The 24,909-nt window shown below is 66.6% G+C and carries 12 protein-coding genes and 1 riboswitch; of the genes, 5 read left to right on the top strand and 7 right to left on the bottom strand.

Annotation, left to right across the window (positions count from 1 at the left end; translation table 11 throughout):
- Positions 1-219 precede the first annotated feature (219 nt).
- Positions 220-972 (top strand): GntR family transcriptional regulator, encoded by a 753-nt coding sequence (locus FHW84_RS04535; RefSeq protein ID WP_167253761.1) that lies wholly within the window; start codon positions 220-222, stop codon positions 970-972.
- Between the two features lie 83 nt (positions 973-1,055).
- Here the strand turns inward: FHW84_RS04535 and FHW84_RS04530 are convergent, their stop codons facing one another.
- Both FHW84_RS04530 and FHW84_RS04525 read right to left on the bottom strand, forming a co-directional pair.
- Positions 1,056-4,085, bottom strand: coding sequence for a TonB-dependent receptor (locus FHW84_RS04530; protein ID WP_167252950.1), 3,030 nt, complete (start codon positions 4,083-4,085; stop codon positions 1,056-1,058).
- 453 nt (positions 4,086-4,538) lie between these two features.
- Entirely contained in the window at positions 4,539-7,472 is a 2,934-nt protein-coding gene (locus FHW84_RS04525; protein WP_243867883.1) for a TonB-dependent receptor, read from the bottom strand.
- 505 nt (positions 7,473-7,977) lie between these two features.
- Positions 7,978-8,205: riboswitch (cobalamin riboswitch) on the top strand.
- 127 nt (positions 8,206-8,332) lie between these two features.
- Here FHW84_RS04525 and btuB point away from each other — a divergent pair.
- The 3 genes from btuB to FHW84_RS04510 all read left to right on the top strand — a co-directional run bounded on the left by btuB (position 8,333) and on the right by FHW84_RS04510 (position 17,447).
- The gene (gene btuB, locus FHW84_RS04520; protein WP_167252948.1) at positions 8,333-10,216 is read left to right on the top strand and encodes a TonB-dependent vitamin B12 receptor; all 1,884 of its coding nucleotides are present in this window, start codon (positions 8,333-8,335) and stop codon (positions 10,214-10,216) included.
- A 199-nt stretch (positions 10,217-10,415) separates the two neighbouring features.
- Positions 10,416-13,571: an efflux RND transporter permease subunit gene (locus FHW84_RS04515; RefSeq protein WP_167252947.1), complete on the top strand. Its 3,156-nt coding sequence runs from the start codon at positions 10,416-10,418 to the stop codon at positions 13,569-13,571.
- Between the two features lie 702 nt (positions 13,572-14,273).
- Positions 14,274-17,447 (top strand): efflux RND transporter permease subunit, encoded by a 3,174-nt coding sequence (locus tag FHW84_RS04510; RefSeq protein ID WP_167252946.1) that lies wholly within the window; start codon positions 14,274-14,276, stop codon positions 17,445-17,447.
- Positions 17,448-17,556: 109 nt separating this feature from the next.
- Here FHW84_RS04510 and FHW84_RS04505 read toward each other — a convergent pair whose 3' ends face one another.
- From FHW84_RS04505 to FHW84_RS04485, 5 genes are all read right to left on the bottom strand, one after another.
- The gene (locus tag FHW84_RS04505; RefSeq protein WP_167252945.1) at positions 17,557-17,991 is read right to left on the bottom strand and encodes a DUF3617 family protein; all 435 of its coding nucleotides are present in this window, start codon (positions 17,989-17,991) and stop codon (positions 17,557-17,559) included.
- Between the two features lie 104 nt (positions 17,992-18,095).
- Positions 18,096-20,144, bottom strand: coding sequence for an alkaline phosphatase family protein (locus FHW84_RS04500; RefSeq protein ID WP_167252944.1), 2,049 nt, complete (start codon positions 20,142-20,144; stop codon positions 18,096-18,098).
- A 199-nt stretch (positions 20,145-20,343) separates the two neighbouring features.
- Positions 20,344-21,984 carry a multicopper oxidase domain-containing protein gene (locus FHW84_RS04495; RefSeq protein WP_167252943.1) on the bottom strand — a complete coding sequence of 547 codons (1,641 nt, stop codon included), beginning with the start codon at positions 21,982-21,984 and terminating at the stop codon, positions 20,344-20,346.
- A 95-nt stretch (positions 21,985-22,079) separates the two neighbouring features.
- Positions 22,080-23,516, bottom strand: coding sequence for an MATE family efflux transporter (locus FHW84_RS04490; protein WP_167252942.1), 1,437 nt, complete (start codon positions 23,514-23,516; stop codon positions 22,080-22,082).
- A 49-nt stretch (positions 23,517-23,565) separates the two neighbouring features.
- A complete protein-coding gene (locus tag FHW84_RS04485) occupies positions 23,566-24,156 on the bottom strand; it encodes a DUF2239 family protein (RefSeq protein ID WP_167252941.1) in 591 nt (196 codons plus the stop codon).
- Between the two features lie 203 nt (positions 24,157-24,359).
- Between FHW84_RS04485 and FHW84_RS04480 the strand changes: the two genes are divergently transcribed.
- Positions 24,360-24,887 carry a lipid A 3-O-deacylase gene (locus FHW84_RS04480; RefSeq protein ID WP_167252940.1) on the top strand — a complete coding sequence of 176 codons (528 nt, stop codon included), beginning with the start codon at positions 24,360-24,362 and terminating at the stop codon, positions 24,885-24,887.
- Positions 24,888-24,909: the final 22 nt, after the last annotated feature.

The following is a 24,909-nucleotide window of genomic DNA, read 5'->3' as shown; positions in this document are numbered from 1 at the left end:
CAGTCACCTCAGGGATAGGGCGTAGACGGAGGCCGGCGTTTTCATCCGGCCCGTTCGGTGCATCCTAACGTACCAGTCAAATACCAGACAACACCACTTCGCGCGGACCGCAAGATGGCGGCCTTCCGGACCTGGCTGGAGGCCAAGTGGTAACCCCTGCAAGGCCCGGTTTCAAGGCGCGCTTGTGGAATTGGTATGGTCATTGGTATGTTGGCCGCCATGGAAACCGCCCTGGTCAACGAATACTTCCGCCTGAGCCGCGACGCGGCCACCCACCAGCCACTGGCATATCTGCGGCTGCGCCGGGCCATTCGCAATGTGGTGGAGCACCGCGACATCGAGCCCGGGCAGGCCCTGCCCAGCGAGCGCGACCTGTCGCGCGCGCTCAGCCTGTCGCGGGTGACCGTGCGCAAGGCCATCGCCGGCCTGGTCGAGGAAGGCATTCTTACCCAGCGGCATGGCGCGGGCACCTTCGTGGCCGAGCGCATCATCAAGCCGATGTCGCGCCTGACCAGCTTTACCGAAGACCTGCGCGCGCGCGGCCTGAATCCGCGTTCGGAGTTCTTCGAGCGCGGCATCGGCGAAGTGACGCCGGAGGAATCGATGGCGATGAACCTCTCGCCCGGCGTGCAGGTCGCCCGCTTGCACCGCGTGCGCTATGCGCGCGAGGAGCCGCTGGCGATCGAGCGCACCGTGGTGCCGGCCAGCGTGCTGCCGGATCCGCTGATCGTGCACGACTCCTTGTATGAAGTGCTGGAAAGCCTGGGCTGCCGCCCGCGCCGCGCCCTGCAGCGCCTGCGCGCGGTGTCGCTGGGCGCGCAGCAGGCGCGCCTGCTGCACGTGCCGACCGGCAGCGCGGGGCTGAATATCGAGCGGCGCAGCTTTCTCGACGACGGGCGCGTGGTGGAGTTCACCGTGTCCTGGTACCGCGGCGATATCTACGACTTCGTGGCCGAGCTGCATACGGACTGAGGTCCGCGCAGAAAAAGCCGCCGGGGATGCCGGCGGCTCGCTTCGGATGAAAGGCGCCGGCGCGAGGCCGGCGCCGGTGTGGCTTACAACGAGAAGTCGTAGCGCACGCCGAACTGGAAGTAGCGCGGCTGCTGGAACGCCACCGGACGCAGATAGTCGACGCTGCGCACCGGCTTGCCGGTGGCGCTGCTGATCGAGCTCTCGCCCACTTCGATCACCGCCAGTTCTTCCTTCTTCGAGAACACGTTGAACACGTTGGCGGTGAAGGCCAGCGGCTGGTTCTCGCCCGCCCAGGTCGGACGGTATTCGGCGTTGAGGTCCAGTGACCAGGTCCACGGCAGGCGGCCCTTCGAGCCGCGCGGGCTGGGTTCGAAGTTGCACTCGAAGTACGAGGCGCCGTAGTGGATCGCGTCGACCGGGTCGAAGCCGATGCAGTTCTTCGGACGGCCCGAAGCCACCGCGAGGTTGGCGCCGAACAGCCATTCCTTGGTGGCCTGGAAGTAGCCGTAGGCCTTCAGCTGGTGCTTGCGGTCGTTCGGCAGCGGGCCGTTGGTGAACTGCATGATTTCCGGCGCGTCCCAGTCCTGCGTCACCGACGGGTCGAGCTGGCCGATGTCGGACTTGAGCTGGCCTTCCGAATTGCCGTAGCTGCGCGAGAAGGTGTAGTCGACGCGGCCGTACCACTGGTCGCTGAACTGGTGTTCCAGGTACAGGTCCAGCGAGTAGTACTTGCGCTTCAGGTCCGGGAACGACACGCCGGCCGGCGTGGTGAAGTCTTCCTTGGTCAGCTTGAACGGCACGAAGTTGCCCTGGCCGGTGGTGTCCACCAGGAAGGTGTTGGACTCGCCCGGGTTGAACAGGTAGCAGCCGGCGATGCGCGCGTTGCTGATGTCGATGTTGTTGCGCGCGGCGTACTTCTCGAACGGGCGCGAATCGCAGAAGTCGTCGATCGAGCTCTTCAGCTTGCGCAGGGTGGCCTTGGCGCCGAAGGTCCAGTTCGCGCCGAGCGTCTTGTCGAAGCCCAGGATGTACTCGTCCTGGTAATAGGCCTTGAGCTTCTGCGCGGCGACGCTGCGGGTGTCGGGCGTGGTGCCGTCCTCGCCGTTCAAGTAGCTGCGCGAGCCGAGCTGGGTCAGGCCGGTGGGTTCGCCGTTCGGGCCGACGCCGCTGTAGGTGTAGTACTCGCTGTAGTAGTTGGACGCCGAGGCGCCGCGGATGGCCACGTTCGACGGGATCGCCAGGTGGTAGCGGCCCGCGTTGGCGTACACCTTGAAGCTGGAGTCGCCGAACACGTCCCAGGTCAGGCCCAGGCGCGGCGCCAGCTGGTGGCGCTGCTTGACGTAGACCTGGCCGGCGCCGTTGAGGTTCTTGAACTGCTCGTTGCGCAGGCCGACATAGGCCAGCCAGCGGTCGTTGACCTGCCAGCGGTCTTCGATGAACTGCGCTTCCTGCTCCACCTTCACGCTGGCGCCGGTCTGGAACAGGCGCTTCTCGGCCACGTACTGGGTGCCGGGCGGCGGCACGATGTCCGGGCGGCCGGTGACTGGGCCGGCATTGCGGTAGACCCAGCGGTAGCCGCCTTCATAGACGTTGCCGGCGGTGGATTCGAGCGTCTGGTTGTCCACGCCCGCGCGCAGGTCGTGGTCGCCCAGGCGGTATTCCACGTCCAGGCGCCAGCCGTGCGTCTTGTCCTGCGCGCCCTTGCCCAGCACGGTGCCGTTGACCAGGCCGCAACCGGTGATCGGCGTGCCGACGCCCGCGCCCTGGCGCGAATCGAGGATCCACGGGCAGTTCGGATTGGCGGCGTAGCCGAGGTTGCGCACGTGCTCGGTCTTGCTGCGGCCGTACAGCGCGTTCACCGTCAGGCTGTCGGTGATGTAGCCGGTGTACTTGCCGATGTAGACGTCGCCGCCCGGCTGCGAGCCCGGGCCGGAATCGAAGTTCTTGGTCTTGTCCGAACCGAGGTAATCGGTGGTGTGGAAGGTCTTGTAGTCGTAGCGGTAGACCTGGCGGTCGATATTGGTCTTGTCCGACAGGCCGGTCAGTTCCAGCAGGTGGTTATCGGTGATGTTCCAGTCGATCTTGGCCAGCCACTTGGTGGCCTTGCTGACGTCGTTGGTCTGCTGCGGCGTGGTGATCGGCAGCACGGTGCGGCCGGTGGTGCGGGTGAAGTCGCCGGCGGCGTACAGGAACAGCTTGTCCTTGATCAGCGGACCGCTGACGTAGCCGGTGTACTGCTCGGACGAGGTCTTGTTGTCGGCGCGGTACTGGTACAGCTGGCCGTTCTCGCGGTAGATGCTGCGCGGCGAATCGCGGAAGTACTGCGGAATGACGTACATGCCGACGCCACCCTTCCAGGTATTGCCGCCACGCTTGGTCACCACGTTGATCACGCCGCCGGTGGAGCGGCCGTACTCGGCGCCGTAGCCGCCGGTGTAGATCTGCTGCTGGTCGATCGCGTCGTACGGCAGGCTGGTGAAGCCCAGGCCGGTCAGCGCGTTGGTCACGGCGTAGCCGTTGATGTAGTACTGGTTCTCCGACGCCGACGAACCGCCGAACGAAGCCACGTTGCCGTAGCGCGAGTCGCCCGACACCACGCCCGGCGCCAGCAGCGCGGCGGCGGTGACGTTGCGTGCCAGCGGCAGCTTCTGCAGCTGCTCGGAGGTGAGCACGGTGCGCGAGTCCACCGCCGACACGTCGATCGCCGGCAACGCATTGCCGATCACCTGGATGCCTTCCAGCGTCTGCGCATTGCCGGATGCCGCGGTGGCCGCGCCGGTGAACGAGACGTCCACGCCGCCGCCGAGCGCGACCTGCACGTTGTCGCGGCTTTCCAGCGTCTTGCCGTCCTTCTGCACGCTGACCTTGTAGCGGCCGACCGGCAGCGAAGCGGCGCGGTAGCGGCCGTCGGCGTCCACCCCGATGTCGCGGGCGAAGCCGGTGTCCAGGTTTTCGATATGGATGGTGCTGCCGGCCTCGGCCGAGCGGCCGAAGATGACGCCGGAGGCATTGGACTGCGCCATCGCCGTGCCGGCGAGGCTCATGCCCAGCGCGAGGGCGAGGGCGGTACGGCGGCACACCGCCGCGTGACGCGGTTGGCGGAACGTCTGCATTGGTTGATCTCCCCGAGAAATCCAAAAGGACGGGCGAAAAGTTCGCCCCAAAGCGTCGCGGGAAATCGCGGCAGGTCCCTTCGAAAGCGGATCGGCGGAAAGCGGCAGGCGACCCCTCGCCTGGCGCGCTTCGCAACTTCTCGCGGGTCGCTCGCCGACCTTAGAGGGGGGTCGGAAAGGGAGTCAACAAAAAACTAAGATTTTTTCTTAGGCGGAGTCATGCACTGATACGCTTGCAACACCTTGTATGGAAAGCAATTTGGAAAAATCGCCCGGCAAGAAAAAAAGTGAATAAATACTTAACGTACACCGACGCGACCGGATCGTAGGAATTTCACCCCCCCTGCCAGCAGGGAATCGCGGCCGTGTGCGCAAAAAAAGGCCGCCGTTCCCGGCGGCCAATTCGGGGAGATACGCGCCCGGCGAAGCCAGGCGCGCTTTCCTCTGTCGTTGTTATAGCGAGAAGTCGTACCGGGCTTCGAACTGCACGTAGCGCGGCACCTGGAAGCTGATCGGACGGTTGTAGACCGGGTCGGGCACGCCGACGTCGGTTTCGCCCAGATCCTGGCGGCTCAGCACCTTCTGGCTGTTGAGCACGTTGAACACATTCGCTTCCAGCGTCAGGTTGTCGCCAGCCCAGTGCGGCTTGTACTGCGCGCTCAGATCCAGCTGATAAGCCCACGGCGTGCGGCCGCGCGAGCCACGCGGAGCGATCTTGCCGTCGCAGTAGAAGTACGCCTCGCCGTACTGGATCGGATCGCCCGGGGCCACGCCGATGCAGTTCTTCGGACGGCCCGAGTAGATCGACACGTTGGCGCCGAACATCCATTCCGGCGTGGCCTGGTACCAGCCATAGGCTTTCAGCTGGTGGCGGCGGTCGTTCGGCAGGTTGCCGTTGGCGCCGAGCATCAGCTCGGGCGCATCCCAGTCCTGCGTCACCGACGGATCGGCCTGGCCGATGTCGGACTTCAGCAGGCCTTCGGAGTTGCCGAAGCTGTGCGACAGCACGTACTCGACCTTGCCGTACCACTTGTCGCTGAACTGGTGCTCCAGGTACATGTCCAGCGCGAGGTACTTGCGCTTCAGGTCCGGGAAGCCGAGGTCGGCCTTGGTGAGCTTGAACTCCTGGAAGTTGCCGTTGCCGGTCACGTCGACCAGGAAGTTGTTGCCCTTGCCCGGGTTGAACAGGTAGCAGCCGTTGAGCACGGCGTTGCTCATGTCGATGTTGTTGCGCGCCGCGTACTTCTCGAACGGACGCGTATCGCACATGTCGTCGATGATGTTCTTCAGGTTGCGATAGATCGCCTTCGCACCGAACGTCCAGTTCGAACCCAGCTGCTTGTCGAAGCCCAGGATGTACTCGTCCTGGTAGTAGGCGCCCAGGCCCTTCGCCGCCACCGTGCGCGGATCGGGCGTGGTGCCGTCGGCGGCGTTGAGGTAGTACACGCGGCCATAGGGCTGGAAGTTGATCGGGCGGCCCTGCGCATCGACGCCGGTGAAGGTGCCGTACTGGCTGCTGTAGGTCGAAGCCGAGGCGCCGCGGATGGCCACGTTGGCCGGCACGGCCAGGTGGTAGCGGCCGGCATTGGCGTAGACCTTCAGGCTGGAGTCGCCGAACACGTCCCAGCTGATGCCCAGGCGAGGCGCGAGCTGGTGGCGCTGCTTGGCGTAGGACTCGCCGCTGCCGTTGAAGTTGTTGAACTGCTCGTTACGCAGGCCGATGTAGGCCAGCCAGCGATCGTTGATCTGCCAGTGGTCTTCGATGTACTGCGCTTCCTGTTCCACGCGCACGTTGGCGGCGGCCTTGAACACGCGGTAGTCGACGTAGTTCAGCGTGCCGGTCGGGAAATGGATGTCCGGACGGCCGGCGATGTTGCCGCTCGCCGGAGCCAGCGTGTAGATGTAGCGCTGGTTCGACTCGTACGACGTGCCCGAATAAGACTCCAGCGTCTGGTTGTCCACACCCACGCGCAGGTCGTGGCTGCCGAGGCGGTACTCGATGTCCAGACGCCAGCCGTGCGTCTTGTCCTCAGCGCCCGGGGCGAGCAGGTTGCCGATCAGGTAGCACGCCGGCGGACGCACGAGCGCGCCGCTGGCATTGCGGTACTGGCCGCTGACGATTGGGCACGAACCGCCGCTGGCCGAGGTCGGCGTCTGCGTGTGCACCGACTTGCTCTTGCCGTACAGCGCGTTGACCGTGAGGTTGTCGGTGATGTAGCCGGTGTACTTGCCGATGTAGAAGTCACCGCCCGGGGTCGGGTTGGCGCCGCCGGAATAGTTCTTCAGATCGACCGTGCCGCGCTTGGCGCCTTCGGCGAGCGTCGGGGTGTAGCTGTAGCCGTAGACCTGGTCCTGCTCGGTCGTCTTGTCCGAGAAGGCGGTCAGTTCGAGGATGTGGCTGTCGGTGATGTTCCAGTCGATCTTGCCCAACCAGCGCGGCGACTTCACGTCGTAATACGCCACCTGTTGCGCGGTGGCCGAGGCGATGGTCTTGCCTTCCTGCTTGGTGAAATCACCGGTCAAATAGATGAACAGCTTGTCCTTGATCAGCGGACCGCTGATGTACGCACCGTATTCCGTGACCCACGACTTGTTGTCGTTGCGGTACTGGAACAGCGTGTTGTCGGACGGCTGGATGATGTTGCGCGGATCGGAGCGGAGGAACTTCGGAATCCACAGCGCCATCACGCCGGCCTTCCATTCGTTGGTACCGCGCTTGGTGATCAGGTTGACCACGCCGCCGGTGGAACGGCCGTACTCGGCGCCGTAACCGCCGGTGAACACCTGCTGCTGGTCGATCGCATCGAACGGCAGCTGCGCCAGACCCAGGTTGGTCAGCGCGTTGGTCACCGAAAAGCCGTTGATGTAGTACTGGTTCTCGGCCGCCGAAGCGCCGCCGAACGAAGCCACGTTGCCGTAGCGCGAGTCGCCCAGCACGGTGCCGGGCGCCAGCAGGGCGGCCGCGGTCACGTTGCGGGCCACCGGCACCTTGGACAGCTGCTCGGCGGTCAGCACGGTGCGGGAGTCGACCGACGACACGTCGATCGCCGGCAGCGCGCTGGCCACCACCTGCACGCCTTCGAGGTTCTTCGCCTCGCCGGCCGCGACCGCAGCCGCGGTGAAGCTCACTTCGGTACCGGTGCCGACCGCCGCGAGCACATCGTTGCGGGTATCGACGGTGGCGCCATCCTTGACCAGGGTGACCTTGTAGCGGCCGACCGGCAGCGAGGACGCGCGGTAGCGGCCGGACTGGTCGACGCTGATGTCGCGCGCAAGGCCGGTGTCGATGTTTTCGATATGGACGGTGTTGCCGCGGGTAGCGTCAACGCGGCCGAAGATCACGCCTGATGCGTTCGACTGCGCCTGCACCACTCCGGCAAGGCTCATTCCCAACGCAACGACGAGTGCGGTCTGACGCCAACGCGGCGCGCGACCAGCGTGCTGGTACTTGATCATCTGTGTTCTCCCCATGATGGCCTGAAGGCCGACAGGCGCAAGGCGCCGAAATCGCCTAGCGCAAGAATGCGTGTGGGGCATTCGTAAGCCCCGGATCGCAGCGAGAGAACTTCCCCAAGCCTCGTCGCGCCGCACGCAAGTTCCCGCGGTAAGCGGTCCGAACATAATTGCGAAAATCGCTGGGCGTCAACAAAATATTTACGCTTACGCGAAGCTTACGAAGCTCACTGAAACAATGACTTAGGCAAACAAATGAAATATTACCCGGAGCTTGCGTAAAACCTTCGCGAAACTTGCTTCCGGACAATATTTGGTGGCCAAACCGTCAAGAAATGACAGAAATGTCGGCCATGGGAAACGATGATGATCGCAGGAACAGGCGCCCCCCCCCATCGGGTCATTCCGCCCCGCGTTGTCAGCCACCCGGCCTCCCCGTTAAAGTTGCGTTCGTTCGGGTGTCCCAAAGCCACGCTGCCAAGGGATGAAACGGGAAGCCGGTGCGCCTTGAGGGCAAGGCCGGCGCTGCCCCCGCAACGGTAAGCGAGCAGTTCTTGCCTCCAGCGACATGCCACTGCGCTCCCACGAGCGCGGGAAGGCCGCGGGAGGATCGCGCGGCAAAGCGCACTCGCAAGCCCGGAGACCGGCCCGAATATCTTTCCTGGTGGCTCGCGGAGGGCGCAGCCGGACCACGTGCCGGTGCCGTTCGCCTGCCGTCGTTTGCGCCTCCTCCGTCATGCCGCCAGCTCGTCATCGATGGGCCGTGCGCGAGGCGCGGCCGAGGAAAACGCTCCATGAAGAAGACTCTGCTGGCCACCGCCCTGCTGTCCTGCGTCGCCGCGGCCCATGCCGCCGACCAGAACGACGCCGGGCAGCTCCCCACCGTGGTGGTGACCGCCACCCGCACGGCCACGCCGATCGACGAGACGCTGGCGCCGGTCACCGTGCTGACCCGCGCCGACATCGAACGCCTGCAGCCGCAGTCGGTGCAGGACCTGCTGTCCGGCCTGCCGGGCGTGGCCTTCGGCAATGCCGGCGGCCTGGGCCAGCAGACCTCGCTGTTCATGCGCGGCACCAATTCCTCGCACACGCTGGTGCTGGTCGACGGCGTGCGCATCGGCACGGTGGGCGCGGGCATTCCGGCCTTCGAGCAGCTGCCGGTGGAACAGATCGAGCGCATCGAGATCGTGCGCGGCCCGCGTTCCAGCCTGTATGGCTCGGATGCGATCGGCGGCGTGATCCAGATCTTCACCCACCACGGCCAGCCCGATCAGGCGCTGACGCCGTCGGTAACCGTAGGCGTGGGCAGCCATCGCCTGGCCGACGGCCAGTTCGGCCTGTCGGGCGGTTCGCGCAACGCCTGGTTCAACGCCAGCGTGGGCGGCCAGTACACGCGCGGCATCAATGCCTGCCGCGCCGCGGCGGCCGGCGTGGGCGGCTGCTTCACCAACGAGCCGGACGACGACGGCTACCGCACCTACAACGGCGCGCTCAGCGGCGGCTATCGCTGGGACGGCGGCACCGAACTGACCGCCAGCGTGCTCAAGAGCAAGGGCGACATCGAATACGACGGCGACTTCCAGAACTACACGCGCCGCTCGCAGCAGGTGGCCGGCGCGAACCTGCGCTTCGCCGTGCTCGACGCCTGGAAGATGAGCCTGAGCGCCGGCCAGAACATCGACCGCGCCGACAACTATCTCAACCGCGCGGACCTCGGCGCCGATATGGCGCCCGCCGGCCATCTGTATTCGCGCCGCAACCAGGCCAGCTGGCAGAACGACGTGACGCTCGCGCCGGGCCAGCTGCTCAGCGCCGGCGTGGACTACCAGCAGGAACACGTGCAGAGCGACACCGACTACCTGCGCAGCAAGCGCGACAACACCGGCGTGTTCGCGCTGTACCAGGGCCAGTTCGGTCCGCACGAGATCCAGCTGTCGGCACGCCACGACCACAACCAGCAGTTCGGCAACCACGACACCGGCTCGGCCGCTTACGGCTACGGCTTCGAGAACGGCCTGAAGTTCACCGCCTCGTACGGCACGGCGTTCCACGCACCGACCTTCAACGACCTGTACTTCCCGCCGTTCTTCGGTTTCGCCACCGCCAATCCCGACCTGAAGCCGGAGAAGTCGCGCACGGCGGAGATCGGCCTGTCGGCGCGTCCGGGCGTGTGGAACTGGGCGGTGAACGCCTACCAGACCAAGGTGGACGACCTGATCGGCTACGACGCCTTCTTCGTGCCGGTCAACATCAGCAAGGCGCGCATCCGCGGCATCGAAGGCCAGGCCGGCGCCGACGTCGACGGCTGGCACCTGCGCGGCTATCTCACCTTCCAGAAGCCGGAGAACCGCGGCGAGGACGATCCCAACCGCGGCAACCTGCTGGCGCGCCGTCCGGAACGCATCGCCCGCCTCGACCTGGACCGCGATCTCGGCGGCGCCTTCAGCATCGGCGGCACGGTGAATGCCGAGGGCTACCGCTACGACGACGCGGCCAACCTGCAGCGCCTGGGCGGCTACGCCACGGTGGACCTGCGCGCGAGCTGGCATTTCCAGCCGGGCTGGACCCTGCAGGGCCGCGTCGCCAACGTGTTCGACCACCGCTACGAGACCGTGCGCTTCTACAACCAGCTGGGCCGCACCGCCTACCTGACGCTGCGCTACAGCCCGGCGCACTGAGATCCGGGCGCAGGTTGGGGTGAGCCGCAGGCGAACCCCAACGTGGCACCGTCATAGGCCGCGACGTTGGGGTTCGCCGATGGCTCACCCCAACCTACGACCTATATGCGCCACGCACTTCAGGCACATCCCAAGCATGTGCCCCCCGACATAAAGTCCCCCCTGCGGAGCGCCGCAGGAGGCGCCGCCCGGGGACTACGTGAACATCTTCGCTCCAATGATCCGCCGCCCGGTGGGCACTTCGCTGCTCGCGCTGGGCCTGGCGCTGGCCGGCATCTGGACCTACCTCCTGATCGGCGTGGCCGCGCTGCCGGCGCTGGAATTTCCCGGCATGTCGGTCTATGCGGAAGTGCCCGGCGCCAGCGCGCAGACCATGGCGTCCACCGTGGCCGCGCCGCTGGAGCGGCATCTGGGGCGGATTCCCGGCATCAAGGAGATGAGTTCGGAGAGCAACGACGGCTCCAGCTCGGTGATCCTGCTGTTCGAGCCGGGCAAGTCCACCGACAAGCTGGCGCGCGACGTGCAGGCGGCGATCAATGCCGCCCAGGTGGACCTGCCCTCGAGCATGACCATCCCGCCGCGCTACTTCAAATTCAACAACTCGCAGATGCCGGTGCTGCTGCTGTCGATGACCTCGAGCACGCAGAGCCCCGACAAGCTGTTCGACATGGCCGACACGCTGATCAAGCCGGTGCTGTCGCAGGTGCCGGGCGTGGCGCAGGTGCGCATCATGGGCGGACGGCCCAAGGCGGTGCGCGTCGAGCTCAACAATGCGCAGCTGGCGGCCATGGGCCTGTCCGGCAACGACGTGCGCAATGCGCTGCGCGCGGCCAACGTCACCTCGCCGCAGGGCATCCTGAGCGACGGCACCACGCAGATGACGGTGACCGCCACCGATTCCCTGCACAATCCCGAAGAATTCGGCCAGCTGCTGATCTCGGTGAAGAACGGCACGCCGGTGCGGCTGTCGGACGTGGCCAAGGTCTACAGCGGCCAGCAGGACGAATACCAGGCGGCCTGGTTCAACGGGCAGCGCTCGGTGACCATCCGCGTGAGCAAGCGCCCGGAAGCCAATGCCGTGGCCACCGCCGACGCGGTCCGCGCCAAGCTGCCGGAAATGCGCTCGTGGCTGCCGGCGGACCTCAAGATCACGCCGATCTTCGATCTCACCCAGACCACCCGCTCGGCCCTGCACGAGGTGGAGATCGCCCTGCTGCTGAGCATCCTGCTGGTGGCGCTGGTGATGCTGGTGTTCCTGCGCCGGCTGCGCCCGACCCTGATCGCCACCTTGAGCGTGCCGCTGTCGCTGGCCGGTGCCTTCATCGTGATGTGGTCGCTGGGCTACACGCTCAACACCTTGTCGCTGGTGGCGCTGGTGCTGTGCATCGGCTTCGTGGTGGACGACGCCATCGTGGTGATCGAGAACATCGTGCGCCACATGGAACACGGCGAGCAGGCGCTGCCGGCGGCGCTGCTGGGCGTGCGCGAGATCGGCTTCACGGTGATCTCGATCACCCTGTCGCTGGTGGCGGTGTTCGTGCCGCTGCTGTTCGGCAACAGCCAGTTCACCGTGATCATGCGCGAGTTCTCGGTGACGCTGACCGCCGCGGTGGTGATCTCGGCGGTGATCTCGCTCACCGTGACGCCGGCGCTGTGCGGCTGGATGCTCAAGCAGGAGAGCGAACGGCGCGAACCGGGCCGGATCGAGCGCGCCGTGGAGCGTTTCGACCGCGGCATGCAGCGCGTCTACGAGCGCGCGCTGGACTGGGCCATGCATCACCGCCGCCTGATGCGCTGGCAGCCGCTGATCCTGCTGGCGCTGACCGTGGGCCTGGCCATGGCGGTGGTGAAGACCGCCGGCTTCAACTTCATGCCCAAGGAAGACATCGGCCTGATCCGTGCCATGGTGCGCGCCGACACCAATATCTCGCCCGGCCTGATGGCGCTGCGCGCGCAGAAGGCCGCCGAGATCATGCTGAAGGACCCGGCGGTGCTGGACGTGACCACCTTCCTCGGCGCCGACAATGCCGGCGGCGCGGTGGGCAACCAGTCGGTGATGTACGTCGACCTCAAGCCCAAGGGCAACGGCCCCGGCGAGCGCCCGGAACATATCGACAAGGTGGTCGAGCGCCTGCGCAAACAGTACGAGCTGCTGCCGGACGTGCAGGTGTCGCTGAGTTCGCTGAGCTTCTTCAACGGCGGCGGCGGTGGCGGCGGCCAGGGCGCCGAGAGCTTCCAGCTGATCAGCGCCAGCACCATCGACCTGCAGCCCTGGGTCTACAAGGTGACCAAGCTGATGAAGGACCGGCCGCCGTTCCGCGACGTCAGCAGCGACTACGACAATATCGACAAGCAGCAGATGCTGAAGGTGGACCGCCAGGCCGCTGGCCGGCTCAACATCAGCATGGGCATGGTCGACACGGCGCTGTACAACGCCTTCGGCCAGAACCAGGTGTCGATCATCTATTCGGACATCAACCAGTACTGGGTGGTGCTCACCTCCAGCGCCGAGCACACGCTCACCCCCGGCACCCTGCTCAACACCTATGTGCGCAACGGCACCGGAGGCATGGTGCCGCTGTCGGCGGTGGCCCGGATCGAGCCGAACGTGACGCCTTCCATCGTCAATCACTACAACCAGATGGAAGCGGTGCAGATCTACTACAACCTGCCGCCGGATTTCCCGCGCGACAAGGGCATGCAGCTGATCGACCAGCTGGTGGCCGAGGCGCGCCTGCCGGCCGGCGTGAAGATCGGCTACACCGGCGAGAACGAGAACCTGCAGGAGAGCAAGGACAACTCCATGCTCCTGCTGCTGGGCTCGATCTTCGCCATGTATATCGTGCTGGGCATTCTGTACGAGAGCCTGGGCCAGCCGCTGACCATTCTTTCCACCCTGCCGGCGGCCGGCGCGGGGGCGTTCCTGGCCATGCTGGTGACGCAGACGCCGATGTCGCTGATCGGCGTGATCGCGATCCTGATGCTGATCGGCATCGTGAAGAAGAACGCGATCCTGATGGTGGATTTCGCCCTGGTGCGGCAGCGCGAGTACGGGCTGTCCGCGCCGGAGGCGATCCGCGAGGCGGCGCTGGTGCGCTTCCGCCCGATCACCATGACGACCCTGGTGGCGATCGGTGCGGCGCTGCCGCTGGCGATCGGGTTTGGTATTGGCGCGGAGACGCGGCAGCCGTTGGGGGTGGCGATTGTGGGTGGGTTGCTGGTGTCGCAGTTGCTTACGTTGTTGAGTACGCCTGCCATTTATCTGTGGAATCACGATCGCAAGGAGCGCAAGGCGGCGCGGAGGGCGCGGCGCGAGGCGAAGCGCGCACTCAAGGCCGCGGGGCAGGCGGCGTGACCCTTGCTCGTCATCCCGGCGTCGCCTTTGCTCGTCATCCCGGCGTAGGCCGGGATCCAGTGGCGGTATCGCCTGGTTGTCGCGTTGGTGCTTGATTGTCTCGCCTGCGGCGAGTGTTTCGTGCCGCTGCCGCGGCCCGACTTACTTTCTCTTGCGTGCCCAAGAGAAAGTAAGCAAAGAGAAGGGCACCCTGCTTGGCGCCCTCAGCAGCGCAGCTGCTGAGGGTCCGTGAGGGCTGGCCGGGCTTTTTGACAGGGCATCCATGCCCTGATCAAAAAGGCGAGGACGTCCTGTCCTCGCCCCCTGCGGGGCCTGATCGTCCAGCCCTCACCGCCGGCGCCAAGGGAACCCGGTAGATCAAGAGCAAAAGCGCACCAGCGGAACGCCGCGGCTGCGCCGCGAGCTCTTCGCTCGGTTTTCGCCCCACCCGTCATCCCCCTCTCCCCTCCGGGGAGAGGGTCGGGGTGAGGGGCCGCTCTAGCGACAACGTTTCTACGAAGCGCAGAAAAAAGCTCTTGAACTCAAGAAGCCCCCTGCCTTTCGACACGGCCGGACTAAAGGCACATCCGCGCGTCACGGGTGGCGCGGTCTTATAGCCGATATGATTGCCCATGCCCCCGATGCCCGTTGCATCGGTACTCCCCGGTGCGCGCCGATTCGCCCTGCAGGCTACGCGCAGCGCACCTCCGGTACGGAAGCCTTGTGAACATTTTTGCGCCGCTGATTCGTCGACCCATCGGCACCTCGCTGCTCGCCATCGGGCTGGTGCTGGCTGGTTTCTGGGCCTACCTGCTGCTGGGCGTCGCGGCGCTGCCGACCATCGAGTTTCCCGGCGTGGTGGTGTTCGCGCAGATGCCGGGGGCCAATGCGCAGACCATGGCCAGTTCGGTGGTGGCGCCGCTGGAACGGCATCTGGGCCGGATCCCGGAGATCCGGCAGATGGTGTCGACCACCAACGACGGCGCCACGCAGATCCAGATCCTGTTCAATTTCGGCCGCAGCGCCGACAAGGCCGCGCGCGACGTGCAGGCGGCCATCAATGCGGCCCAGCCGGATCTGCCGCCGGGCATGCCCAGTCCGCCGCAGTACTTCAAGTTCGACACCTCGCAGATCCCGGTGCTGCTGGTCTCGCTCACCTCGACCAGCCTGCCGCCGGACAAGCTCTACGACCTCACCGACACCATGCTCAAGCCTGCCGTGGCCCAGGTGCCGGGCGTGGCCCAGGTGCAGGTGTTCGGCGGCACGCCGCATGCGGTGCGCGTGGCGCTGAACCCGGATGCGCTGGCCGCCAAGCAGCTCACCAGCGACGACGTCAGCAATGCGCTGATCGCGGCCAATGTCACCGCGCCGCAGGGCGTGCTGAGCAATGGCTGGACGCAGATGACGGTGCTGGCGAACGATTCGCTGCATACCGCCGACGAGTTCGGCGCGCTGCTGATCGCCTCGCGCAAGGGCACGCCGGTGCGGCTGTCGGACGTGGCCACCATCACCAGCGGCCAGCAGGACGAGTTCCAGGCGGCCTGGTTCAACGGCGACCGCACGGTGGCGATGCAGATCAGCAAGCGCGCCGACGCCAACGCCGTGGCCACGGCGGACGCCATCCGCGCCAAGCTGCCGGAGTTCCAGCACCTGATGCCGGCGGACGTGAAGATCACCCCGATCTTCGACCTCACCCAGACCACCAAGTCCGCGCTGCACGAAGTGGAAGTGGCGCTGCTGCTCAGTATCGCCATGGTGGCGGTGGTGATGCTGATCTTCCTGCGCCGCATCGGCCCCACCCTGATCGCCATGCTCAGCGTGCCGCTGTCGCTGGCTGGCGCCTTCGTGCTGATGTGGGTGCTGGGCTACACCTTGAACACGCTGTCATTGGTGGCCCTGGTGCTGTGTATCGGCTTCGTGGTGGACGACGCCATCGTGGTGATCGAGAACATCGTGCGCCACATGGAACACGGCGAGCGGCCGCTGCAGGCGGCGCTTACCGGCGTGCGCGAGATCGGCTTCACGGTGGTGTCGATCACCTTGTCGCTGGTGGCGGTGTTCGCGCCGATGCTGTTCGGCAATAACTTTTTCACCACCTTGATGAAAGAGTTCTCGGTGACGCTCACCGCGACGGTGGTGATCTCGGCCATCGTCTCGCTGACCCTGACGCCGGCGCTGTGCGGGCGCTATCTCTCGCTCGAACATACCGACGACAAGCGGGCCGACGGCAAGCGCGCCTCCGCGCTGTCGCGCCTGGCCGAACGCTTCGACCGCTGGCTGCTGCACGTGTACGAGCGCTCGCTGGACTGGGCCATGCGCCATCGCGGCCTGATGCGATGGCAGCCGCCGCTGCTGCTGGTGCTGACCGGCGTGCTGGCCTTCGCGGTGGCCAAGACCGCCGGCGGCGGCATCATGCCGGAGGAAGACATCGGCATGCTGCAGGCCAATTTCAATCTGGATGCGAACATCTCGCCGACCCTGCTCGCCGAACGCGCGCAAAAAATGGGCGCGATCATGCTGAAGGACCCGGCGGTGCTCGACGTCACCACCATCCTGGGCGGCAACAACAACAATGGCGCGGTCGGCAACAGCATCACGCTGTTCGTGGACTTGAAGCCCCTGGGCAAGCAGCCCGGCCAGCGCCACGACCCGGTCAAGGAGGTGATCAAGCGCCTGGATGCGCAGTACAAGGCCATCCCGGACATCACCGCCTCGCTGACCCCGCTGCAGTTCATCGGCGGTGGCGGCGGGGGTGGCGGCGGCGGCGGGCAGTATCAGTTCCAGCTCAGCAGCGCCGACGGCACCGACCTGCAAGGCCCGACCCTCAAGCTGGCGCGCGTCATGCGCGGCCTGAAGGAATTTCGCGACGTCACCACCAACTTCGACGCCATCGGCAAGCAGCAGAAGCTGAAGGTGGACCGCGATGCGGCCGGCCGCCTGCTGCTGAGCGCGGCGTCGGTGGACACGGCCTTGTACAACGCGTTCGGACAGCGTCCGGTGTCGGTGATCTATTCGGACATCAACCAGTACTGGGTGGTGCTGACCTCGGCGGCGCAGTCGATCAGCCCGGACACGCTGCTCAACACCTATGTGCGCAATACGCAGGGCAAGATGATCCCGCTTTCGGCGGTGGCCAAGATCGAGCCGAACATCGCGCCGCTGGAGATCCGCCACTACAACCAGCTGGAATCCTCATCCATCAGCTACAACCTCGCCGATGGCGTGTCGCAGGTGGAAGGGCTGCGCCGCGTCGACGACGCCATGGCCGCGGCCGGGCTGCCGGCCGGCGTGCAGAAGAAGTACAGCGGCAACAACCAGCAGCTGATGGAAGCGCTGACCAATGGCCTGTTCATCTTCTTCGCGGTGATCATGGCCATGTATATCGTGCTGGGCATCCTGTACGAGAGCCTGGTGCATCCGCTGACCATTCTGTCCACCCTGCCGGCCGCGGGCATGGGCGCCTTCCTGGCCATGCTGGTCACGCATACCCAGCTGACCATGATGTCGGTGATCGCGATCCTGATGCTGATCGGCATCGTGAAGAAGAACGCCATCCTGATGGTGGACTTCGCCCTGGTCGCCGAACGCGAACACGGCCGCTCGCCGCCGGAGGCGATCCGCGAGGCGGCCCTGGTGCGCTTCCGTCCGATCACCATGACCACCCTGGTGGCGATGGGCGCGGCACTGCCGCTGGCGATCGGCTTCGGCGCGGGTTCGGAAATGCGTCAGCCGCTGGGCGTGGCGATCCTGGGCGGCCTGTTCGTGTCGCAGCTGCTGACCTTGCTCAGCACGCCGGCGATCTACCTGCGCGTATACGACCGCAAGGCGCGCAAGGCCGCGCGGCGCGCGCGGCGGCAGGCGAAGCGTGCGCTGAAGGCGGCCAGCCAAGGCGCCTGAGAGAACGCCGTAGGTTGGGGTGAGCGCAGCGAACCCCAACATTCGCCATCCATAGCGCCACGCATCGTTGGGGTTCGCTGCGCTCACCCCAACCTACGTTGGCTGTCGATCAATCCTTGGGGCTGGTGCAGGCGGCGTAGCGCCGGCCGTCGACGCGAAGCAGCGGTTCCGCGCCCTCGGCGCCCAAGCTGGCGCTGTAGTGCTCCGGCGAATCGAAGGCGACCCGGCCATGCAGCACGGGTGGTGCATGGCACTGCACATGCCAATCGAGCGAGGTGCGGCTGCGGTGTTCGTCGCTGCGCTGGCAGCTCGCATCCGGTGGCGGCAGCGCGAACGATGCCCACGGATCGGCGTCTTCATCGACGCAATGCCACGCCACCGTCTCATGCGGCGCGCCCTTGGCATGCGTGACGATCTTCCACAGGCCAGGCATTGCCTGGAAATCGCCGGCGTCGGCGTGCGCGCGCGGCGCCAGCACGGACGACAGCAGTAATACGGTAAGCGCGGCGCGGACGAAGCGCGCCAGCTGATAAGCCACTTGCATCGGTAAGCCCTGCCCGGTGATCCATGCTGGCCGGCGCCACCTCCCTGTGGCACCGGCGCGGAGGCGCCATGGCCCCGTGGCCATGGCGCGGTGACCGGCGGCCGTCAGTCCTGCAGGTCGTCGTTGTCGTCGCCGTCGGCGTCGTGCCGCGCGTAGCGGCCGAAGTCGAACATGTCCATCAGATTGCCCAGTGCCGGCGCATTCACCGGCACGTACGGATTGTCCGGACGCGAGCGCGGATTCGGCAGGTTGTCGCGGCCGCGCGGCGAGATGGTCTCGTGCAGGCCCCAGTTGGCTTCGACGAATTTGTCGAAGGAGACATGGTCGTAATAGGTGTGCACCACGCGGCCGCCGGTGGAGTAGCGCGAGATCACCAGCATCGGGATGCGCGTGCCGTCGCCGAAGAAGTCGATCGGCTGGATATAACCGGAGTCCCAATAGCCGCCGCCTTCGTCGAAGGTGACCACGATGGCGGTGTCCTTCCACACCTCGGGATTGGCCTTGGCCATGTCCACGATCTTCTTCACATAGCCCTCGAACAGGCCGAGCTTGGACGACGCCGGATGGCCGTCGAGGATGCCGTCCGGCTTGGCGATCGCCACCGCGGGCAAGGTGTTGTTCTGGATGTCGCGGTACAGGTCGTTGATGTCCTGGTTGTTCGCGCGCAGCTTGGGATCGGTCATCACCTGCGTGGAGTACAGGAACGGATCGCAGATATTGCAGAAGGTACCGGCCTCGCCGTTCTCCTTGCCGTCGCCCCAGCCTTCGCCGTAGTACTTCCAGCTCACGTGATGGCGGCTGAGCAGCAGGGCCAGGTTCTCCTGCCGCGTCGGCGGGATGGTGAACTGGTCCGCGCCCAGCGGCGCGGGCGTGCCGTCGCCCAGGTAGCCGGGGTTGTAGTTGTTGACCAGGTAATAGGCGTCGCGCTTGCAGTCGCCGCCGCGGAAGCTGCGGTACGGCAGGCTGCGCAGGTAGTCCTTCACCGAGGCCACGCCCGGCTGGCTTTCGTCCGCGCAGTTCACGTAGGAACCGCCGCCGTAGCCGTCCTGCGTGTACCAGTTGTCGGTGCCCGGCATGGGATCGGGGTTCTCGATCTGGTTGACCGGCGGCGTGGCCGGACGGCCCTGTGCGTCGGCGTAATAGATCAGGCTGGCATAGCCGAGCATGATGTGGTTCGCGCCGGTGCCGCCCATCACGGACTGGTGGAAGTTGTCGCTGAGCGCATAGTCGCGCGCCAGCTCGTTGAAGTACGGCGCGTCGCCCTTGGCCATGTTGAGGAACTGCATGGCGGTGGAGCCTTCGCCGGTGGTCTGCTCGTCGAAGTTGGCCGGCCGCGGCGCGCCGTTGCTGCCGGCGCCGAAGCTGGTTTCCACCCACGGGAACAGATCGTTGCGGCAGCCGCTGGGGTTGCTGCGCGTGGCGGCGCCGGCCGAGCAGTCGAGCTGCTGCCACATCTGGAAGAAGCGGTGCACGGGGCTGTTGGCGTAGTCGTCGTAGCTGAGCGATGCGCTCATGTCGACCGGCGCATTCGGCAACTGCGTGGGGAAGCGCGTATCGACCACGTGCCCCGGCAGGCCGGTGCCGCCGCTGGCGAGCTGGCCGTATTCGCCCGCGGGCAGGCCCGGCTCCACCGCTTCGGCCTGCGCGGCGGAAGCGAAGTAGGGCTGGGTCGGCGCGCCGCCGGTGTTCATCGCCGGCAGCATGGCGTAGGGCGCGGTGCGCTTGGGCGCGATGGCGAACTTGCCGGTGTCGGTGGCCTGCCACTGCCTGGCCAGGGCTACGTTCGGGCCCGGCGTGCCGTCGGCGTTGACGATGCCTTCGGACAGCAGGTTGTGCACGCTCTGGCCCTTGGGCGGCGTGTAGGTGGCGTAGACATGGTCGAAGGTGCGGTTTTCGCCGATCAGCAGAATCACGTGCTTGATCGGGGTGCGCGTGCGGTCGCTGCGGTCGCCCGGCTCACCGGGTCGGTGCAGCGTGACGATGCCGCCCGGTATGCCCGGACGCGGACTGGTGCCGGCGCCGGGAATGCCATGGCGGAACGCGGCATCCTGCTCGGCGTTAGTGGTTTGCGCACCCGCCGCGCCGGCCAGGACGGTGGCGAGCGCAGCGGTGAGGAACGGCAGGTAACGCGGACAGCCGTGAAGCTTGGGCATGACTTTGGACTCCTGCAACGCGAAGGCTGCAACGTGGTCCCCCTGATGCGGCCGCATGCCGTGGAATGACGCGGGCCGGCGCGGAGCATGGTCTTCGCCCATGACGTTGCGTTGGCAGCGAAGCGACAGCGATGGCGGCGCAGATGACAGCGCGGCGACAGGCGCAAGGGCTTGCGCAAGCGCAAAAACCAGCGGTTTTTCAGGCTTTCGGCAACAGCTTGAAAGGCCGCATCATTTCGTTGTCTTCATGCTCGAGCAGGTGGCAATGCCACACGTATTTGCCGGGCTCGCCCTCGAATCGCACGATGATGCGGGTGACCATGTCGGCGTCCGCGCGCACCGTGTCCTTCCAGCCGGCCTCATGCGGCGGCGGCGGCTGGCCGGGGCCGGTGTACTTCAGTTCCTTGCGCTCGTTCCAGGCGAACAGGTCGTAGGGGCGGCGCTCGAGAATCTGGAAGCGCACCAGGTGCAGGTGGATCGGATGCGCGTCGCCGGTGAGGTTGACCAGGCTCCAGATCTCCACGCTGTCCTGCACGGGATCTTCGGTGATGGGATCGGACCAGTGATGGCCGCCCAGGGTCATCATCATCGCGTTGCCATTGGCATCGTCCATCTCGCCGACGGTAAGGATGCGTTCGCGCACGGCGGTGGCGGCATCCATGCGCGGCACGGCGCGCAGCGCGGCAGGCACGGCGACCGACGCCGCATGCTTGTTGTCGCGGCTGCGCACGCGGAACTGCAGCAGCGGTTCGGAAGGCTGGCGCAGTTCCACCGTCTTGCCGTCCAGGCCGGAGAAATCGACCACCACGTCGGCGCGCTCGGCCGGATACAGCTCCACGCGCATGCGTTCCAGCGGTGTGCCGAGAAGGCCCTGGTCGCTGCCGATCTGCATGAAGGGACGGCGGCTGGAAAGGCTCAGTTCGTAATGGCGCGCATTCGCCGCATTGATCAGGCGCAGGCGGTAGCGGCGCGGTTCCGCTTCCAGGTACGGATACAGCTTGCCGTTGCACAGCGTGGCATTGCCGTAGGCCTCGGACACCCACGGCGCGGCGGGGTCGTCGGAGACCGGATAGTAGAGCTGGCCGTCGCGCGCGATCAGGCGGTCGCACAGCATCAGCGGCAGCTCGTAGTCGCCCGAAGGCAGGGCCAGCGCCTGTTCTTCCGGATCGCGCAGCAGGTAGGCGCCGTACAGGCCGGCATAGATGTTGAGGCGCGTGATGCCCATCGCGTGGTCGTGGTACCAGAGCGTCGCGGCCTCCTGCGCGTTCGGGTAGCGGTAGAGCAGCGAGTGGCCGGGCGCGAAGGCGTCTTCCGGCCAGCCGTCGTCGTTCGGGCCGACGCGTGCGCCATGCACGTGCGCGACGGTGCGCACGTCGGGGCGGCCTTTTTCGGCGCCGTGGATGCTGTGGTCGATCGGCAGCAGATGATGCGTGGGCAGCGCGTTCGCCCACTCCACCAGAAAAGGCTCATCGCGCCGCGCTTCCAGGGTGGGTCCGGGGCTGCTGCCCTGGTAGCCCCATAGCGTGGTGGGCGGCAGGTCGCGGTGCAGGCGCGCCTGGAACGCACGCATCTCCATGCGATAGAGCGGCAGGCGCCGGCCGGGATGCGCGGGGTGCTCGCGCTGCCCGATGGGGCGCGCCACCGGCGGCAGCGGCAGGGCATCGACGAAGCGCGCCAGCGTGGCGGGATTGACCAGCGGCTGGTTCGGCTGCGCCAGCTGCGGCGCCATGCGCTTGTCCGCCATCGGCATGGCCGGCGCCGCGCGCAGCAAGCCGGGGAACAGCGGCGCGGCGAGCACACCGCCGGCGCCGAGCAGGAAACGGCGGCGCGAGAAGCTCATGCGCACCGCCGGCAGCGAAGGAGGGGACGGGTCATCCGCCCGACCTTAGGCACGCGGCATGACAGTCGCGTGGCAGCGGGCGGGGGCTGTTTAGTTTAGTCGGCGGTTTCGGCGGCCGCGGCTTCGGGCAGGCCTGGCGCCGGCGCGGGAGCCGGCGGCGCCAGCATGTGCGCCTTCTGCCAGCCGCCCCAGCGGTAATACGCCATAGCCATCAGCATCGAGGCCAGCGAGCCGAGCGGGAAGCTCCACCAGATGGCGTCGGCACCGAGCTTGGGCATCAGCGCGAAGGCGAACGGCGGGCGGATCAGCCACATCGAAATGGTGAGCACGATCAGCGGCGGCCACACCGCGCCGGTGGAGCGCACCACGCCGAACAGCACGAAGGTGATGCCGAAGAACAGGAAGGACCACACCGCGATCATGTTCAGGTGCTGGGCCAGCGCGATCGCCTCGCCGTCGCCGGGCAGGAACAGGTGCAGCGCGGCGCGGTTGAAGAGATAGATCAGCGCGATCAGGGTGCCGCCGAACAGAAAGTTGTAGGCCACGCCGGCGCGGGCGATGCGGTGCACGCGGTCCCACAGCCGCGCGCCGATGTTCTGCGCCGCCATCGAGGACACCGCCGCGCCGATCGCCATCGCCGGCATCTGCACGTATGTCCACAGCTGGGTGGCGGCGCCGTAGGCGGCGGTGGTCTGCGAGCCGTAGCCGTTGACCAGGCGCATCATCAGCATGGCCGAGGAGGAGATCACGATCATCTGCAGGCCCATCGGCAGGCCCTTGAAGATGAGTGCGCGCAGGATCGCCGGATCCGGCTTCAGATACGCCAGCTCGTCGCCGGTCAGGCGCAGGAAGTGCTTGCGCCGGTACAGCGTGGCCAGCAGCGCGACCAGGGCCACGCTCTGCGAGATCAGCGTGGCGAAGCCCGAGCCGGCCGTGCCCATCGCCGGCACCGGACCCCAGCCGAACATGAAGAGCGGATTGAGCGCGATGTCCAGCAGCACCGACATGCCCATGAACATGAAGGGCGTGCGCGCGTCGCCGGCGCCGCGCAGGGTCATCATCAGGAAGTTGTAGAAGTACATCGACGGCATGGCCACGAACACCATGCGCAGGTAGGGCACGGCGTACGGCATGGCATCCGGCGGCGTACCCAGCTGGCGGAGCATCCACGCGGTGTTGAAGTAGCCGCACACCGAAACCAGCGTCGACAGCGCCACGAAGAAGGTGACGCCGGTGCCGACCACGCGCTTGGCTTCCACCATGTTGCGCGCGCCCAGGCTCTGGCCGACCAGGATGGTGCTGGCCATGCTCACCCCGAACACGGCGGTGAGCAGCAGGAACACGATCAGGCTGGCATTGCTCACCGCGCTCAGCGCCGACTCGCCCAGGAAGTGGCCGATCCACATCGCATTGACGGAGGCGTTGAGCGACTGCAGCACCGTGCTGCCCATGATGGGCAGCGCGAACAGCAGCAGGGTGCGGGCGATCGGCCCTTCGGTGAGCGAGGGCTGGCGGGTGGCTGGCGAGGACATGGGCTAGCGGGTGGTTCCGGGCTGGAGCGAACGGCGGGACGTCAGGGCTTCAGGCGATGGCGTCCGCGTCGTTCCAGGCAGCCGCCGCCAGGCGACGCGCATGATCGCGCACGTCGGAGGGCCACGTCTCGATCAATTGTCCGAAACGGTCGCGCTCGCCGCGCCAGTAGGCACGCGAGGCTTCCTCGTAGTGCGGCAGGTCGCCGGCCATGGCCTGCATGAAGCGGTCCAGCGCTTCGCCGGCGCGCAGGGCGCGGTCCTGCTCGCCGCGGCGGGCGTCCTCCACCAGCCGGCGCAGGGTGGCGGAGGCGCCGCCGGCCTGCGCGGCCAGCCATTCCCAATGGCGCGGCAGCAAGGTGACCTCGCGCGCCACCACGCCGAGGCGGGGGCGTCCCGGGCCGCGCGGGGCGGCGTCGGCGGCCGCGCTGGCGAGGCCCAGGCGGGACAGCACATCGTCCACGCCGCCGCGGAAATCGATTTCCACGGGCAGGCTGGTCTGGTCGTCGAACACGAGCACCGGTCCCTTGGCGCCGGCGTCGATCGCCTGCTTGGTGGCGGCGGCCACCTCGCGCAGCGGACCCGAGGCGATCAGGCGGTGGCCATCGAAAGCGGTGCAGCTTTGGCTCTGGCTAGGGTGCATGACATTTCATCCGGGGAGAATGTGGGGTAATGCTTTTTATCCGGGTTATTGCAGTTCCGCAATAACCATCCGGGCTAAACCAATTGGTGCGTCTGGGGGAACGCTGCGTCGAACGAAGGTGGGATTTACGAGTTCACCTGTGATCGACGACACTTATTGAACCATATAGTTCATAAAAGAACTGTCCCCCAAAAGGCACCCCCATGCGTTTGAACAAGGTTTTTCTTAGCGCTCTTGCGTTGGCACTGGCCGGCGCTACGTCGGCCGCAGCGGCCGCGACCCACCTGGAGCTCCAGGGCGGCCGCAGCTACATGGATTCCCACGGCACCAATGCGGCGTTCGTGGAAGCTACTTTTGACGCCCACCCGATCGGCAGCAGCCGGTTCACCTGGGCGCCGGACGTCTCGGTGGGCTGGATCGGCGGCCGCAACCTTTCCCGCTACCAGGGCAACCGCTACGAGACCGGCGACGACGTCTGGCTCGTGGCCGGCGGCGCCCGCCTGCGCTACGGCAGCGACAGCGACTGGTACCACGGCTTCTTCTACAGCCTGCAGGGCGCCGTGCAGACGGGCCGCACGATGGCGCTGAGCAGCGTGGGCGAATTCGTCAATACGGTGGGTTGGCAAGGCAAATACCTCAGCTTCCAGATCCGCCACATCTCCAACGGCGGCACGCACGGTCCTAACCGTGGCGAGACCATGGCGCTGGTAGGCGTGGGCTTCGATCTGTAAGACGCTTTCACCCCCGAAAATT

This window comes from Dyella sp. SG562 (assembly GCF_011759495.1).
GTDB lineage: Bacteria > Pseudomonadota > Gammaproteobacteria > Xanthomonadales > Rhodanobacteraceae > Dyella_D > Dyella_D marensis.
The sequence above is the reverse complement of the archived record's forward strand: the minus strand, read 5'-3'. Positions and strand labels throughout refer to the sequence as shown.

Bases quoted from the DNA above. Each gene is read 5' to 3' on its own strand.
- FHW84_RS04480 (WP_167252940.1), top strand. From the start codon at position 24,360: ATGCGTTTGAACAAGGTTTTTCTTAGCGCTCTTGCGTTGGCACTGGCC.
- FHW84_RS04535 (WP_167253761.1), top strand. From the start codon at position 220: ATGGAAACCGCCCTGGTCAACGAATACTTCCGCCTGAGCCGCGACGCG.
- FHW84_RS04530 (WP_167252950.1), bottom strand. From the start codon at position 4,085: ATGCAGACGTTCCGCCAACCGCGTCACGCGGCGGTGTGCCGCCGTACC.
- FHW84_RS04500 (WP_167252944.1), bottom strand. From the start codon at position 20,144: ATGCCCAAGCTTCACGGCTGTCCGCGTTACCTGCCGTTCCTCACCGCT.
- FHW84_RS04495 (WP_167252943.1), bottom strand. From the start codon at position 21,984: ATGAGCTTCTCGCGCCGCCGTTTCCTGCTCGGCGCCGGCGGTGTGCTC.
- btuB (WP_167252948.1), top strand. From the start codon at position 8,333: ATGAAGAAGACTCTGCTGGCCACCGCCCTGCTGTCCTGCGTCGCCGCG.
- FHW84_RS04485 (WP_167252941.1), bottom strand. From the start codon at position 24,156: ATGCACCCTAGCCAGAGCCAAAGCTGCACCGCTTTCGATGGCCACCGC.
- FHW84_RS04525 (WP_243867883.1), bottom strand. From the start codon at position 7,472: ATGAGCCTTGCCGGAGTGGTGCAGGCGCAGTCGAACGCATCAGGCGTG.
- FHW84_RS04505 (WP_167252945.1), bottom strand. From the start codon at position 17,991: ATGCAAGTGGCTTATCAGCTGGCGCGCTTCGTCCGCGCCGCGCTTACC.
- FHW84_RS04490 (WP_167252942.1), bottom strand. From the start codon at position 23,516: ATGTCCTCGCCAGCCACCCGCCAGCCCTCGCTCACCGAAGGGCCGATC.